Raw genomic sequence first — 14,138 nt, 5'->3', positions numbered from 1 at the left:
GACGCGATCAAGAAAGGGCGAATATCGGCCAGCAAGACGGACTTTGGCCGGTAGCAAACCTCCCCCGCTGCACTGCCTCCCGCTCCGAATCCTGATGGACCTGCGGCCCCTGGCGGTCCTGGAGGCCCGTCAGGCGGCGGTTTCGGCCCGGGTGGCGGATTTCGCGGCGGTTTCGGCCGCCGTGGCGGCTTCGGCGGCCCGGGTGGCGAAGGCATGGGAGCCACTCCCGGCGAGGGCGAGACCTTCACGATCACGGGCGACCAGGTGATGATGCAATTTGCGGCGAACCCAGTCGCCGACATCCTCGCGATCTACGAGAAGCTCACCGGCCTCACTCTGATCAAGGACACCAGCATCTTCGAAGGAGCGCAGATCAGCCTCGTCACACCCAAACCGGTGCCCAAGGAGGAAGCCATCAAGCTCATCGAGGCCTCCCTGCTCACCAACGGCTACGCCATCGTCACCGAGCCCGGCGGCAAAAGCGCCAAGATCCTTCCCGCACGCAGCCAGAGCGCCAATGCGGTGCAGTTTTCCCATGGCGTGCAGTTTTACACCAGCCCGAAGGACATCCCGGACAACGAGAGCATCGTGTCCTACTTCATGAAGCTGGACTTCCTCACGCCTGAGGACGCGGCCACGATGTTCTCCGGACATGTGGGCCTGGGCGCTTACGGACGCATCACCGCCGTGACGACGCCTCCCGGCATTCTCATCACCGAAAGTGCCACCGTGGTGAAGCAACTCATCAGCATCCGCGAGGCCATCGACATCGGCGACACCGGCTCGTCGCTCGTCACCAAGTTCATCCCGATCAAATACGCCGACGCTGCCACCATCGCCCAGATCATCCAGGCCACGCTCACCGCCCAGGCCCAGGAGAAGGAGACCAAGGGTGTGAACACCATCCGCGGCAGTGCCGGCAGCGATGGCCGTGACAATCGGGACAACCGCAACGACAACAACAACGCCCCGCGCCCCTCCCAGCCCGTGTTCATCAACGGCGTTCAGGTCAATCCCAACGCCCAGTCTCCCCAGCCCAGCGCCCAGGTCGTCGCAGACACACGCCTGAACCAGATCCTCGTCGTCTCCTCCCCGGCCGACTACACTTACATCGCCAGCTTGATCGGCGAGTTCGACAAGCCCCTCGAAGTCGTCGAGCCATACGAGCGCAAACTGCGATACGCTGCGGCTCTCGATGTGCTCAGCGCCGTGGTTGATCTGCTGCAGGAGGTCAACACCGGCACCACACAGCTCCCAGGCGGCGGCACCATCCAGCAGCAGCGCCAGCAGGCCCTCGCGACGAACAGCAGCCAGCTCCTCGGTGGTCGCAGCACCACCGGCACACGTGGCGGCACCGTGGGCAGCACCAGCGCCGCGGCAGCCTCCTCCGACACCGCCTCGACCACTTCCACGAGCATCGGATCCCGTGCGGATGTGATTTCCGGCCCCACCGAAAACAACGCTCCCGTCTCAGTCCTCGTCGGGAAGACCCGCGTCGTCGCTGACCCGATGGCGAACACCATCCTCGTCATGGGGCGCAAGGAGGACATCGACAAGGCCAACAGCCTCCTCGACAAGCTCGACCGCAAACCGGCCCAGGTCTATCTCGCCACGGTCATCGGCGAGCTCACCCTCACGGACGGCTACACCTTCGGGGTGGACTACCTCGCCGCCATGAGCCGGGCCGGAGACGGTGTGAACCTCAGCGGCAGCAGCATCACCAACCGCCAGGACATCCTCACCGGCAATGCACTCACCCGGGCCATCGCCGACCAGCGCACCAATGCCATCACCAACGCCTTCGGACCTGCCGCCGGCCTCAACCTCTACGGAGCGATTGGCGACAGCTTTGAGACCTTCCTCAACGCGATTGAGACGACCAACAAGTTCAAGATCCTGTCCCGCCCGTCGGTCTTCGCCCTCAACAACAAGAAGGCCGTCATCACCTCCGGCCGCCAGATTCCCGTCCCTTCCCAGCAGACCACCTTTGCCAACAACAACGCCGCCCAGGGCAACACCACGACCACCATCGAATATCGCGACGTTGTATTGAAGCTGGAAGTCGTCCCGCTCATCAACGCTGACGGCGAAGTCACGCTGACGGTGGCCCAGGTCAATGACACCGTCGTCGGCACCCAGCTCGTCCAGCCCAATGAAATCCCGATCATTGGCACGGAGCAACTCGTCACCTCCGTCACCATTCCGGACCGCAACACCATCGTCCTCGGCGGCCTCATCTCAGAGCAAAAGACGCTCGACAAGCAAGGCATCCCCGTGCTGGGCAAAATCCCCGGCCTGGGCAAACTCTTCCGCACCGATACCAACGCCATCGTCCGCAAGGAGTTGATCGTGTTCATTCAGCCCCAGGTTGTGACCGACAACAACACCGTCCGGGCTACCTCTCTCAATGAGGACTATCGCACCAAGGTCGGCGGCGAAGCCGCGCAGCGCTTCCCGCAAATCGTTCCACCTCCGACACCGGAGCCTGTGGTGGAAAAGAAGAAAAACTTCTTCCAGCGCATGTTCAACCGGGACAAGGCGGCCCAGCAGTGAGGCAACGCAGTCGGCGATCACGGCGTCCGGAGAGCCGTCCCTTGACCGTTCGGCCTCTTGATCGTTGACTGTACGCGTCTTGCACGCCGCACTCCACACCCTTCATCTCGCCGAACCCTTTCGCATCGCCCACGGAACGTCCACCACACGTCAGGTGCTTCGCGTTTCGGAAGGCGACCACATGGCCGAGGCCCCCTTCGTCCCCTACTACGGCGAAGATCCTGAGCAGACGCTGGCGATCCTTCAGCGAAGCATCCTGCCGCCAGTGCTGCCGCGCACGGCCTCACTAGCGCTCAATCTCCTGCGCCACGACATCATCGGCCACGCCACGCAACAACCCCTGTCTGCATTTGCACGTTCCGCGTTGGGGGAGCCCGTTCGACAGCCACCGCCCGGCTGCCGTTCCTTCAGCATTCCCACCGATCTGACTGTGTTTGCTGAAAAAGTCAGCGCCGTCGCAGAGCAGTTTCGCGTCCTCAAGCTCAAGCTCGGCTCGGGCGATCTCGGACTCGATCTCGCAACCGTCTCAGTCGCACGCATGGCAGCGCCAGATGCTTATCTGCTCATCGATGTGAACGGTGGCTGGGACCTCCTGGAAGCTGCGCCCATGATCGAAAAGATCGCCCACTACGGCCCGGCGCTCATCGAACAGCCAATTCATCACCGCCATGGCCCGGAAGCCTGGGAGGAACTGCGCTCCAACCTCCCCGGCGACGCGCCGCCCATTTTTGCGGACGAAAGCATTCAATCAGCCGCCGACATTCCCGCACTGGCCGACTTCATCGACGGTGTGAACATCAAACTGCTCAAATGCGGCAGTTTCGACGCCGCTGTCGCCGCCATTGCCGCTGCCCGACAGCACAGCCTGCAGATTCTCCTCGGCTGCATGATCGAATCCAGTCTCGGAACCACCGCTGCCGCTCATCTGGCCCCTTGGGCAGACTGGATCGACCTCGACGGCCATTTCTACGTCGCCAACGATGATTTCACCGGCATCCAATACGACGCCAGGGGCGAACTCGTCATGCCTGACCACCCCGGCATCGGTGCCACTGCCAAATGAACACGACCTTGCTGCAAAACGCCGCTGAACGGCACCTTCCCGCCACGCTCGACCTTCTTCGTCGCCTGGTCGGCATCAACAGCTTCACAGCGAACGCCGCCGGAGTCGATGCAGTCGCCAGGCTCACCGCCGAAGCCTTTGAGCCGCTTGGTTTCTGCGCCGAATACGTCCCCTGCACGCATCCTGAATCGGGACACCATCTCTTCCTCACGCATCGAGGTCAGGGCGGCGATCCCATCGTTCTCGTCACGCACTCCGACACCGTCTTTCCGCCTGAAGAAGAGCAACGCAACGAGTTCCACTGGGACGAGCGCCCCGATGAAGGCCGGATCTACGGCCCCGGCACGGTCGATAACAAGGGCGGCACGGCCTTGATCTGGCTCATGCTGCAGATCCTTCGTGACTGCGCTCCTGACATTTTCGATCGCACCCACTGGATTGTCGCCGCCAATGCCGCCGAAGAGGTCACCGGCGATGATTTCGGCCGTGCCACAATCAAACTGTGCCATGGCAAGGCCCGGGCCGTTCTCGTCTTCGAAGGCGGTCCAGTTGATGCCCTGGGCTGGCACATCGTCACCTCACGCAAAGGCCGCAGCACCTGGAAACTCACCTCCGAAGGCAAGGCCGCGCATGCCGGCAGCAAGCATCATGAAGGCGTCAATGCGATCGATGCTCTCGCCCGCGTGCTGCCAGACATCGCCGCGCTGACCAGCGCCGCCAATGAACGAACGGTGAACATCGGCCACATCCATGGCGGCACCGTCGTCAATCGTGTCCCGCACGAAGCCTTGGCCGAGTGGGAATGCCGCGCCAACGCCCCGGCGGCCCTACAGCAAGCCGATGATTTTTTCGCCACCCTCAGCGGTCGTGCACCCAACGGGGCCAAACTCGTTGCTGAACGCACCGGGTTCACCTCGCCCTGGCCCGGCGGTGTCGAATCCGAGGCCCTTTTCCACCTTTGGCACGATGCCGCCGTCACGATGGGCCTGACTGCCATCTCCGTGCCTCGAGGTGGTTTGAGCGATGCCAATCATCTCTGGCAACTCGCCCCCACACTTGACGGTCTCGGCCCCTTCGGCGCCAACGCCCACTGCTCCGAACGCAGCGCCGATGGCTCAAAACTGCCCGAATACGTCGAACCAGCCTCCTTCGTGCCTAAAGCCGTGATGAACGCCCTGGCGCTGCTCAAAGTCCTTTCGCCAGCGTCTTGACCCGCAGCAGGAACATGTCCGCCGTGATGTAGAGCGTGCCGCGATCCTCGCCACCGAACGCGCAATTCGCGGTCGCCTGGCCGGTTAGAATGGTGCCGAGATGTTTGCCCTCCTTGCTGATGACCAGCACACCACCGGGGCCGGTCGTCCAGATGTTGCCATTCGTGTCCACCTTCATGCCGTCGCAGCCACCTTTGCGTTCTTTGCTCTTGAGCGGCTGAGCATGGAAAAACACGCGGCCCTTCTTCGCGCTGCCATCTGCTTGCAGGTCATAGGCCATCACCCGCGTGTTCTGCGGATCAGACACGGCAATGTAGAGCGTCTTCTCGTCGGGACTCAATGCGATCCCATTTGGAAAGCGCACATCGTCGACCAGCAGGGACACCTTGCCGTCCGGCGTCACCGAATAGATGCCGTGAAAGGGCAGTTCCGGCTGTCCGCCCTTCAATCCATAGGGCGGATCGGTGAAATAAATCGTGCCGCTCTTGGCGATCACGAGGTCGTTTGGACTGTTGAACCTCTTGCCGTCATACTTGTCCGCCAGCGGCGTGAAACTGCCGTCCTTCTCCAACCTGGCCACACGACGCTCGCCATGCTGGCAAAGCACGAGGTTTCCCTTCGCATCGACTGCAAGCCCGTTCGAACCCTGACCTTTGGGATCACTCAAACTGCCGCTTGGTTTCAACACCACCTTTGCCGCCGCGTCACCTTCCTTCCAGCCAAAGACCGTGTTCTCCGGCACATCGGAGAAGACAATGCCGCCATCACGCCACACCGGCCCTTCCGACCAGTTGAAGCCTGAAGCCAGCACCTCGATCTTCGTTCCTGGCGCAATCAAGGCATCCAGTCCTGCATCAAGACGCTCAATTGAGCCTTTGAACTCGGGAACTGGCTCGGCGGCGATGGCGTGAAGGGATGAGGCGAACAGCAGGCAGAGGAGAAAGCGTGTCATGGTGAGGTTGGAATGTCTTCGGAGATTGGATTTGTGCCATGCGTTGTCAAATCACGCCAACGCCCGCTTCAGTGCGTTCTTCGTGATCCTCTGCACCCGTTCATCGGGACCGTGCGGCCGGGAATAGTGGCTCCAGGGGATCATGTGGCCCGGGGGATCGCTCAGCCCCTGGCTCCAGAAGATCGTGGTGGCGTTGAAGACGATGTTCTTCTTCGGTCCTTCAAAAACAGTCGCCGCATACTTGCCCAAGCGGGTGCCTCCGGCCCACACCTGGCCTTCAGCGATGACTTCGAGCCCCTCACGTCCTATGTCCGGATCGCCATGAAACTCCCAGCCGACCAGACCTGGGATGCTGTCGCCCTTTTTCATGCCCGTGCCTTCAAACAGCCAGTGATCTGGCTTCGCGCAGGTCCAATCGCCGCCGCCGTTGAAGGGAACAATCGTGCGCGCCCCGATGATGTCACGCTCGTCCGGCCCAGGGTTCTCAAACGGGCCCAGCACCTTGGAATACGCCTCCTTCTCTTCCTCACGAAACTCCCCGTAGCAGGTTTCGCGTGTGAGGCGTCGGTTGCCCTCGCCCCTCGCATTCGGCGTGAAGGGCGTCACCATGTACACATCGTTGGCGGAGAGCCACAGCACGCTCAGCCCCTCGGCGATGGCTTGTTTCACGTTCTTGAACTGCTTCACGTCCCAGTATTCATCATGCCCGACGCTGATCATCGTCTTCACACGACTCAGGTTCGCCGGATCGAGATTGTCCACATTGGAGCAGTAGGTGACATCGTAGCCTTCCTTTTCCAGCCAGTAGCACAGCGGATACTCCCACAGCAGAAACTCGCCGCTCCCCATGCTCAGCGGATTGTCAAAGATCTGCACGTATTTGCCATAAGGCCGGTCAAAGCTCACGCTCACGCCCGGCGCATGCGCTGCACGAGGATCGGTGTAGAGCGACTCGTTCACCGGCCAGCGGTTGTAGGCCTGCCACGTGTTGTCACTGCATTGGAACAGGATGTCGGCCGGACGGTCATCTTTGACGATGAAGACCACGTAGCTCTGCCAATACGGCTGGTCCCCAGACTTTGGAATCGTGCTCAGCCGTCCCAGATACACGCCACTCGGCCAGTCAGCCGGAATCGTGAGCGAAGTCACGGCCTCCCACTGGCACTCGCGCAGCCGGTTTTCGCCCATCTCGGGGACCGGCTGCGTTTTGCCTTCAAACGGTCCCAGCGTGGTCATCAGACGGGCGCCAGCTCCGTCGTAATAGCCCATGCGAAAGACCTCGATGGTAAACTTCGCCACCGGCTTCGTGCTCACGAAGATCTCCAGCTTCTCACCCGCCTTCACCGATTGCCTCGAGCAATACCCCTCGATCAATGAGGTGCGATACGACTTCGCATCATCCGGCCGCATCCGCGTCAGTTGGAAGCTGGCCCCTGCTTTCGCGTTCTCAATCTTGATGAGGTCTGGCTGACGTGCTGAAGCCGGTGCGGCAGACAAAAATGTCCGCCCCACGGCTGCGGCGGCGGTTGTCGTCTTCAAAAAATCACGGCGATCCATCCCAGTGATACGGCCAGTGCCCCGCCACTTTAGCGATGCATTGTGAACGACCGAAAGATACCCCAATGCGGAAGCAGTGACACCGAACCTTGAAGAATCACCGCCAGCGGCGAAGGGTCGGCGCATGCGACGCACGGCAGTCCAGATCATCGAGAAACTCACCCAGGCAGGCCACACGGCTTTGCTGGCGGGCGGTTGTGTGCGGGACATGCTGCTGGGGCGCGAACCGAAAGACTATGACGTGGTCACCAGCGCCACGCCGGACCAGGTCGTGAAGCTGTTCCCGGGCTCACAAACCGTCGGCGCGCATTTTGGCGTGGTGATCGTGCGCATGAACCACGTCCACGTCGAAGTGGCCACCTTCCGCAGCGACGGCAGTTACTCCGATGGCCGTCGGCCGGACAGCGTGACCTTCTCCACGCCTGAACTCGACGCGCAGCGCCGCGATTTCACGGTGAACGGCCTGTTTTTCGACCCGCTGACCGAAAAGGTGATCGACTACGTCGGCGGGCAGAATGATCTCCGCATGGGCCTGCTGCGTGCCATCGGCGTGGCGGCCGATCGTTTTGAAGAAGACCGCCTGCGCATGCTGCGGGCCGTTCGTTTCGCCACCGTGCTCGGATTCGACATCGAACACGCCACTTGGGAGTCGATCTGCGGTCTCGCACCGAAAATCAAGAGCGTGAGCATCGAGCGCATCCGCGAAGAGTTCATCAAGACGATGCTCAGCCCGAACCGCGTGCGCGGATTCGACCTGCTGGTGAACAGCGGGCTGATGGCAGAATTCCTGCCGGAGATTCTCGTGCTGCAAGGCTGCGAGCAGCCGCCGCAGTGGCATCCGGAGGGCGATGTGTTCGTCCACACGCGGCTCATGCTCAGCCTGCTGCCTGCCGATGCCTCGCTGCCGTTGGTGATGAGCGTGCTGCTGCATGACATCGCCAAACCGGCCACGCAAACGCGCGACGACACGGGCCGCATCCGCTTCAACGGCCACGACAAGGTGGGCGCTGAGATGACGGGCGACATCATGCGCCGCATGAAGTTCCCCAATGACGTGATCGAACCGACGGTGGTCGCGGTGGAGAACCACATGGCCTTCATGAACGTGCAGAAGATGCGCACGGCCACGCTGCGCCGCTTCATGGCACGTCCGTCATTCGATGACGAACTGGCGTTGCACCGCGTCGATTGCCTTGGCTCGAACGGTTTCACGGACAATTACGACTTCCTGCTCGCGAAGAAGGAAGCGTTCGCCAACGAGCCACTTCTGCCGCCACGTCTCATCACCGGAGCTGACTTGATCGCGATTGGCTGGCATGCTGGCAAGGCGATGGGTCAGTTGCTGCTGACGATCCAGACCTTGCAGCTCGAAGGCACGCTCAAGACCAAGGAGGAAGCACTCGCGTGGGTGCAGGCGAATGCGCCGACGCCGGACGTGTTTGCGATGAAGGAGGAATAGGAGCGCAGACCTCGTGTCTGCCGAGCTCGGCAAGGCAGGGGCCTTGCCCTTCCAGCTTACTTCGCGCCTTTCTGCTTCTCCCATTCCTTGCGGAAGGCGGCTTCGCGGTCATTCACGTAGCGCAGATAGCCTTCGGGATCGACGAAGGGATTGTTTCCTCCGGCCACGAGAAACAGACGATGTTTGGCCTCCATGTCGTAGTAGCCACCATGCGCACCGAGGAAGAGATCGACCGGCAGGGACTTCAACACGCGAAACGTCCTCTCGTAGTCGGTGGCAATGGCCGGGTAGTTCTTGTTGCCGACCAGGACGTAGCCGGGATTCACGTTCGGGCTGCCAATGATGACGGCGTTGAGGCCATCCACCTTCATCGTCCAGGTGGTGCAGCCGGGCGTGTGACCTGGGGTGAGATGAGCGACGAGCACCGTGTTACCCAGTTTCACTTCATCGCCATCTTTGAGCCGACGATCGACCTTGGCGGGCGGGAACTGAGTGTAGTCGCCCTTCCCCACCCGCGCTTTCCTCGCACCGCCGTTTTCCACCGCGTCCGCATCGCCTTCCATGACGAAATGCTTCGCGCCGGTCAGCTTCAGGATCTCCTCGCTGCCTGCGCAATGATCCGAATGTGCGTGGCTGATGAGCAGGATGCGGATGTCGGTGAATTTGAAGCCCAGTTTCTCCACGCTGCTGCGGATCAGCGGCACGGACTCCTCCAGACTGCTGTTGATGAGGATGTGGCCCTCCGGGGTTGTGATCAGGTAGGAGGCGAGGTCACGCGAGCCCACGTAAAAGAGGTTTCCGGCGATGCGATGCGGTGGAAACGGCTCGGTCCATGAGGAGGGCTGGGCAGAAGCCATCGAGGCAAAGACAAGACCGAGAGCGAGGACAAGTTGACGAAGCATCCGACCATCTCAGCGCAAAGCGTCCGTGGCTGCAAGCCAGGATGCGCGGAACGACATGCTCCGAGTCGGCAACGGCGGAAGCCTGTTCTCAAGTCAACGAGCATCAACACCGAGAATCCTCATGCGCTCCTCGTTGCTGAGCTTCCGCATGGCCGACACCTCCCGGTAAAAGGCCTCCAGGCTGCCACCGTGCTTCCCCAGCAGGCGCTCGAAGCCGGGCACCATCGTGTAATAGGCCGCCACGGTGTTGAGCCGGGCATTGTTCCACTTCTGGGCGGCAGTGACCGTGTGCTTCTGGGACACCGACACGTTCGGGCGGATTTTCAGCGCCTGCTTCAGCATGTCCTCGAACACACGTTGCTTGGCCAGGCGTTCGGTTTCGACACTTGCATGCGTGCTGGCATAGACACCGCGCAGCTTCTCACGCGTGTTCAACAGCAGATGGATCACCTCGCGGCTCTTCTTCAGCTTCGCCTCGTAGGCGGCGAGACCTTTGAGATCGCCCTTTGATCGCAGCCAGCGGCGCACGCCGTTCTCGGCATTGGCGGTGGCAAAGGCCTCGTTGAAGTCCGTGTCGCCCGGAATGAAGAGCTTCGCGTGCGTGAGCTCGTGGAAGACGAGTTCGGCCAGTTCGAAGTCGCTGCGATGCAGGAAGGTGTTCAAAACCGGGTCCTTGAAATAACCAAGCGTCGAATAGGCCTCCACACCGCCAACAAAGACATCCAGCCCCTGCTGTTTGAGCCGTTCGCCTTCCTCCTTGGCGTCCTTCTCGTTGAAGAAGCCGCGATACTTCAGGCTGCCGACGAGCGGATACCACCAGCGTTTGGCCTCCACCGAAAACTCCGGCGCGGCGAACACCACCCAGACCACGTAGGGCCGCTTGAGGTCGCAGTACTTGCCGAAACTCTTTGTCGGCAGATCCAGCTCGCGCGCGGCAAAGGCCCGCAGTTCCTCGATGAACTCCAGCCGCCTCTTCACATCCACCGGCACGGCCGGATCGGCGCGGACATCCGCGTTCGGCCGCGACTTGCGCCAGATTTCCATCTGACCGCCGAGCGCCTGGCTGTAGAACTGCGCTGTGCCGCAGGAACCGATCAGCAAGACAGCAAGGAGCGCGAACCAGTTGCGTGCGGACATCATCGCTCCAGTGTAGCGGGCCATTTCCAACCGCAAAACGCAATGTCCTTCATCCACGACGATTTCCTGCTCGCCACCCAGACAGCCAGCCGCCTGTATCACACCTTTGCCAAGGATGAGCCGATCCTCGATTACCACAACCACCTGCCGCCGAAGGACATCGCGCTGGACCGCCAGTTCAAAAACCTGTTCGAGATCTGGCTCGAAGGCGACCACTACAAGTGGCGCGCCATGCGTTGCAACGGGGTGCCGGAGGAGTTCATCACCGGCAAGGCGACTCCGCGTGACAAGTTCATGGCCTGGGCCAAAACGGTGCCGCACACGCTGCGCAATCCGCTCTACCACTGGACGCACCTCGAACTGAAGCGCTACTTCGGCATCGACACGCTGCTCAATGAGCAGACCGCTCCCGCGATCTGGGAGCAGACCGAAGCCATGCTGGCAAAGCCGGAGATGAGCGCCCGTGGCATCCTGCGCACGCAGAAGGTGAAGGCGCTGTGCACCACCGATGATCCCATTGATGACCTCGCGTGGCATCGTCAGTGCGCGGCGGATGGTTTTGAAGTCGGCGTTTATCCGACCTTCCGTCCCGACAAGGCGCTGGCCGTACATCAGCCCGAGGCCTGGAACGCGTGGTGTGACAAACTCAGCGCCGCCAGCGGGATCGAAGTGAAGAGTTACGCGTCGTTGCTCGATGCCTTGAAGCAGCGCCATGATTTTTTCCACAGCGTTGAAGGCCGCTTGAGCGACCATGGGCTGAACTACTGCCACGCGAATTTTGTCAGCGACGCGGAAGCCGAGCGCATCTTCCAGAAGGCCCGCAGTGGCACGGCGGCGAGCGCGCCGGAGCAGGACCAGTTTGCCAGCAACATCATGCTGCACGTCGGCCGTCTGAACGCGGCGAAAGGCTGGACCATGCAGCTCCACCTCGGCCCCGTGCGCAACAACAACAGCCGCCTCGCCCGCGAGATCGGCGCGGATGTCGGTTGCGACAGCATTGGCGACTACTTGCAGGCGGAGACGCTCTCACGCTTCCTCGACCGCCTCGACACGGAGAACGCACTGCCGAAGACCGTGCTCTACAACGTCAATCCGGCGCACAACTACGTCTTCGGCACCATGGCCGGCAACTTCGCCGACGGCACCACGCCGGGCAAAGTGCAGTTTGGCAGCGGTTGGTGGTTCGTCGATCAGAAGGAAGGCATGGAGTGGCAGATCAATGCGCTCAGCAATCTCGGCCTGCTCAGCCGCTTCATCGGCATGCTCACCGACAGCCGCAGCTTCATGAGCTTCCCGCGTCATGAATACTTCCGCCGCACGCTGTGCAATCTGCTCGGCGCCGACATCGAAAACGGTCTCGTGCCGGCTGACGACGCGCTCGTCGGCAGCATGATCCGCAACATCTGCTACGCCAACGTGAAGGCCTACCTCGGCCTCCAGGTTTCCTGATCGCCCCCTGGCAGTCTCCTGCCGCGGTCTCCGGCTCAGCGGCCGGAGGCCTTGGGCGTGTAGGTGGTCACCCAGATCGGAGCGCCCCAGGTCGATGGGTAGCGCGAGGTGTAACGCCACGTCTTCGCCTTCATCGGTGGTCCCACCGGCGGCAGAGGCGCGGCTGAATCCTGATAGATGTAATGATAGGAGCCGCGCGGCGAAGGAATGCGGCCATAGGCCAGGGTGCGGCCGGGAGCCTGCGACCACGGACCGTAACGATAGAACGTCGTCCCATGGGGCGAGCCTGCCCCGCTGAGCGCGCTCACATACAGCGGCGAGCCATACGTGGGCGGACCATACGGGGTGAAGGTGCCCGCAGGCGACGCCGTGTCGTAGAAAGCGGCGTCGTAGTTGCAGGAAGCGAGGCCGCCGGCCAGGCCCAGAGCCATCAGGAGTGGGAGAAGCGTTTTCATCGTGCGTCAGTGCGTCAAATACGGGGTCCGGGGCATTGGCAGCCGGGTTTTAATCCCTGGCCGTCGGAACGGCTAGCGCAGCGGCCAGGGGTCCAGTCGTGGCGCAGGCGGCACATAGCCATAGCCGCCCACCGACATGTAAGGGTTCACCGGGTAGCCCCGCACATAGGTCCGCGTGGTGCCCACCGGCGTCACGTAGCGGTTCGTCACATAGGTGCGCGGGGCGGACGTGCGGTAGATGTAGCCGGAGCCATACGGGTAATAGGGGCTCAGGCGGGTGGCACCGACCGTGCGGTAGCGATACGCTGGCGTTTCGGTCTGGTAAGTCACGGTCGAGTAACCGCCGGGATAGTCATCGTAGGCGCAGGAGGCCAGCGCCAGCAGCGCCGCCATCCCGCAGAGAAACAAACGGAGGGGTTTCATGGGAAAACAAGGTGAGGAGTTCAGGCGCGGCACCAGACCCGGTGGTCCGCTGATGCTGACGCACGGATCTGGTCGTCGCCAGGAGAAAATACGCCTCCCGTCCGCCCTTGCCCGCCGGGACGACACCTGTTTCAGCCCGCCCCCTGATCGAAAAAGAATGCTCTCCAGGCTGCGTTTGAAAAACCTGTGGCGAGGCGGTTTGCGATGCCGTGCGGCCCTGCTCCGGTCAGCCGCGGCCACGATTTCCGCGGAAGTCACCGCCAGGCCGTCCTCCCGAAGGCCCGTTGCCCGTCGAGGGCCGCTATGCGCAGAAGAACGCCGAGTACGGCCAGGGCATCGCCAGGCTGTACGACCGCAAGGACCTGCCCGAGCCGCTGGCCGACTATGTGGACCTGGTGCGCCAGTTCAATCCGGACGGCCAGCTGCGCCAGTACCCCGGTTCGCCCGCGATCGCCCATCTGCGCATGCGCGAGGCCGACCGTCTGCGCGTCTACGAGCTGCACCCCACCGATCACCGCATCCTCGCCAGCTATCTGGAGGGCCGCCCCAACACCCAGGTCAGCGACAAGGACGGCTTCGCCTCGCTGAAGGGCGAGCTGCCGCCGCCTTCGCGCCGCGCGGTGGTGCTGATGGACCCGCCCTATGAGCTCAAGACCGACTACGGCAAGGTGCTGGCCGCCTTGCGCGAGGGGCTGCAGCGCTTTCCCGAAGGTGTGTTCCTGATCTGGTATCCGCAGCTGGCGCTGCTGGAATCGGCGCAGCTGGCCCAGCGCTTGAAGGCTGCGGCCGACGCAGCCGCCAAGAAGGGCTGGCTGCATGTGCGTCTGACCGTCACCCAGCCCGATGAACGCGGTTTTGGCATGCTGGGCAGCGGCATGTTCGTCGCCAACCCCCCGTTCACGCTGCACGCGGAGCTGCAGGCCTGCCTGCCCTATCTGGTCGAGCGCCTGGGTCAGTACGAGGGCGCCAACTTCCTG

Annotated in this window: 12 protein-coding genes; 6 read left to right on the top strand and 6 right to left on the bottom strand. The window is 62.3% G+C overall.

The features are described 5' to 3' along the window. Positions 1-213: 213 nt before the first annotated feature. The 3 genes from IAE77_RS06355 to IAE77_RS06345 all read left to right on the top strand — a co-directional run bounded on the left by IAE77_RS06355 (position 214) and on the right by IAE77_RS06345 (position 4,827). The gene (locus IAE77_RS06355; RefSeq protein ID WP_294223471.1) at positions 214-2,553 is read left to right on the top strand and encodes a secretin N-terminal domain-containing protein; all 2,340 of its coding nucleotides are present in this window, start codon (positions 214-216) and stop codon (positions 2,551-2,553) included. A 79-nt stretch (positions 2,554-2,632) separates the two neighbouring features. Continuing rightward, positions 2,633-3,616: an enolase C-terminal domain-like protein gene (locus IAE77_RS06350; RefSeq protein ID WP_294223466.1), complete on the top strand. Its 984-nt coding sequence runs from the start codon at positions 2,633-2,635 to the stop codon at positions 3,614-3,616. Next, positions 3,613-4,827: a M20/M25/M40 family metallo-hydrolase gene (locus IAE77_RS06345; RefSeq protein WP_294223464.1), complete on the top strand. Its 1,215-nt coding sequence runs from the start codon at positions 3,613-3,615 to the stop codon at positions 4,825-4,827. The genes IAE77_RS06350 and IAE77_RS06345 overlap by 4 nt, the downstream gene beginning before the upstream one ends. Here IAE77_RS06345 and IAE77_RS06340 read toward each other — a convergent pair. After that, positions 4,802-5,779, bottom strand: a complete 978-nt coding sequence (locus IAE77_RS06340; protein WP_294223461.1) for an SMP-30/gluconolactonase/LRE family protein — start codon at positions 5,777-5,779, stop codon at positions 4,802-4,804. The two genes, IAE77_RS06345 and IAE77_RS06340, sit on opposite strands and share 26 nt — an antisense overlap. A 51-nt stretch (positions 5,780-5,830) precedes the next feature. After that, complete coding sequence (locus IAE77_RS06335; RefSeq protein ID WP_294223457.1) at positions 5,831-7,336, bottom strand: twin-arginine translocation signal domain-containing protein; 1,506 nt, start codon at positions 7,334-7,336, stop codon at positions 5,831-5,833. 124 nt (positions 7,337-7,460) lie between these two features. Here IAE77_RS06335 and IAE77_RS06330 point away from each other — a divergent pair, with 124 nt between their 5' ends. Continuing rightward, positions 7,461-8,795 carry a CCA tRNA nucleotidyltransferase gene (locus tag IAE77_RS06330; protein ID WP_294223455.1) on the top strand — a complete coding sequence of 445 codons (1,335 nt, stop codon included), beginning with the start codon at positions 7,461-7,463 and terminating at the stop codon, positions 8,793-8,795. 56 nt (positions 8,796-8,851) lie between these two features. On the opposite strand, the gene bla is transcribed toward IAE77_RS06330, so the two are convergent. Then, the gene (bla, locus tag IAE77_RS06325) at positions 8,852-9,697 is read right to left on the bottom strand and encodes a subclass B3 metallo-beta-lactamase (RefSeq protein WP_294223452.1); all 846 of its coding nucleotides are present in this window, start codon (positions 9,695-9,697) and stop codon (positions 8,852-8,854) included. A 93-nt stretch (positions 9,698-9,790) separates the two neighbouring features. Continuing rightward, the gene (locus tag IAE77_RS06320; protein ID WP_294223450.1) at positions 9,791-10,891 is read right to left on the bottom strand and encodes an aminopeptidase; all 1,101 of its coding nucleotides are present in this window, start codon (positions 10,889-10,891) and stop codon (positions 9,791-9,793) included. Between IAE77_RS06320 and uxaC the strand changes: the two genes are divergently transcribed. Next, positions 10,877-12,283: a glucuronate isomerase gene (gene uxaC / locus IAE77_RS06315; RefSeq protein WP_294223447.1), complete on the top strand. Its 1,407-nt coding sequence runs from the start codon at positions 10,877-10,879 to the stop codon at positions 12,281-12,283. The genes IAE77_RS06320 and uxaC overlap by 15 nt on opposite strands. Positions 12,284-12,318: 35 nt before the next feature. Here uxaC and IAE77_RS06310 read toward each other — a convergent pair whose 3' ends face one another. Further along, a complete protein-coding gene (locus IAE77_RS06310; RefSeq protein WP_294223444.1) occupies positions 12,319-12,738 on the bottom strand; it encodes a hypothetical protein in 420 nt (139 codons plus the stop codon). A gap of 72 nt (positions 12,739-12,810) precedes the next feature. After that, on the bottom strand, positions 12,811-13,161 hold the full coding sequence (locus IAE77_RS06305) for a hypothetical protein (RefSeq protein ID WP_294223441.1): 351 nt from the start codon (positions 13,159-13,161) through the stop codon (positions 12,811-12,813). A gap of 284 nt (positions 13,162-13,445) precedes the next feature. On the opposite strand from IAE77_RS06305, the gene rlmJ reads away from it, so the two are divergent. Then, positions 13,446-14,138: 23S rRNA (adenine(2030)-N(6))-methyltransferase RlmJ (gene rlmJ, locus IAE77_RS06300; protein ID WP_294223438.1), on the top strand; the 693-nt coding region annotated here is incomplete at its 3' end.

It is taken from the genome of Prosthecobacter sp. (assembly GCF_014879935.1).
Classification (GTDB): domain Bacteria; phylum Verrucomicrobiota; class Verrucomicrobiia; order Verrucomicrobiales; family Verrucomicrobiaceae; genus Prosthecobacter.
This window is presented reverse-complemented; position numbering and strand designations above follow the sequence as displayed.

Excerpts from the sequence above, each read along its gene's own strand:
- IAE77_RS06355 (WP_294223471.1), top strand. The coding sequence starts at position 214 with ATGGGAGCCACTCCCGGCGAGGGCGAGACCTTCACGATCACGGGCGAC.
- IAE77_RS06345 (WP_294223464.1), top strand. The coding sequence starts at position 3,613 with ATGAACACGACCTTGCTGCAAAACGCCGCTGAACGGCACCTTCCCGCC.
- IAE77_RS06340 (WP_294223461.1), bottom strand. The coding sequence starts at position 5,779 with ATGACACGCTTTCTCCTCTGCCTGCTGTTCGCCTCATCCCTTCACGCC.
- IAE77_RS06335 (WP_294223457.1), bottom strand. The coding sequence starts at position 7,336 with ATGGATCGCCGTGATTTTTTGAAGACGACAACCGCCGCCGCAGCCGTG.
- IAE77_RS06330 (WP_294223455.1), top strand. The coding sequence starts at position 7,461 with ATGCGACGCACGGCAGTCCAGATCATCGAGAAACTCACCCAGGCAGGC.
- bla (WP_294223452.1), bottom strand. The coding sequence starts at position 9,697 with ATGCTTCGTCAACTTGTCCTCGCTCTCGGTCTTGTCTTTGCCTCGATG.
- uxaC (WP_294223447.1), top strand. The coding sequence starts at position 10,877 with ATGTCCTTCATCCACGACGATTTCCTGCTCGCCACCCAGACAGCCAGC.
- IAE77_RS06310 (WP_294223444.1), bottom strand. The coding sequence starts at position 12,738 with ATGAAAACGCTTCTCCCACTCCTGATGGCTCTGGGCCTGGCCGGCGGC.
- IAE77_RS06305 (WP_294223441.1), bottom strand. The coding sequence starts at position 13,161 with ATGAAACCCCTCCGTTTGTTTCTCTGCGGGATGGCGGCGCTGCTGGCG.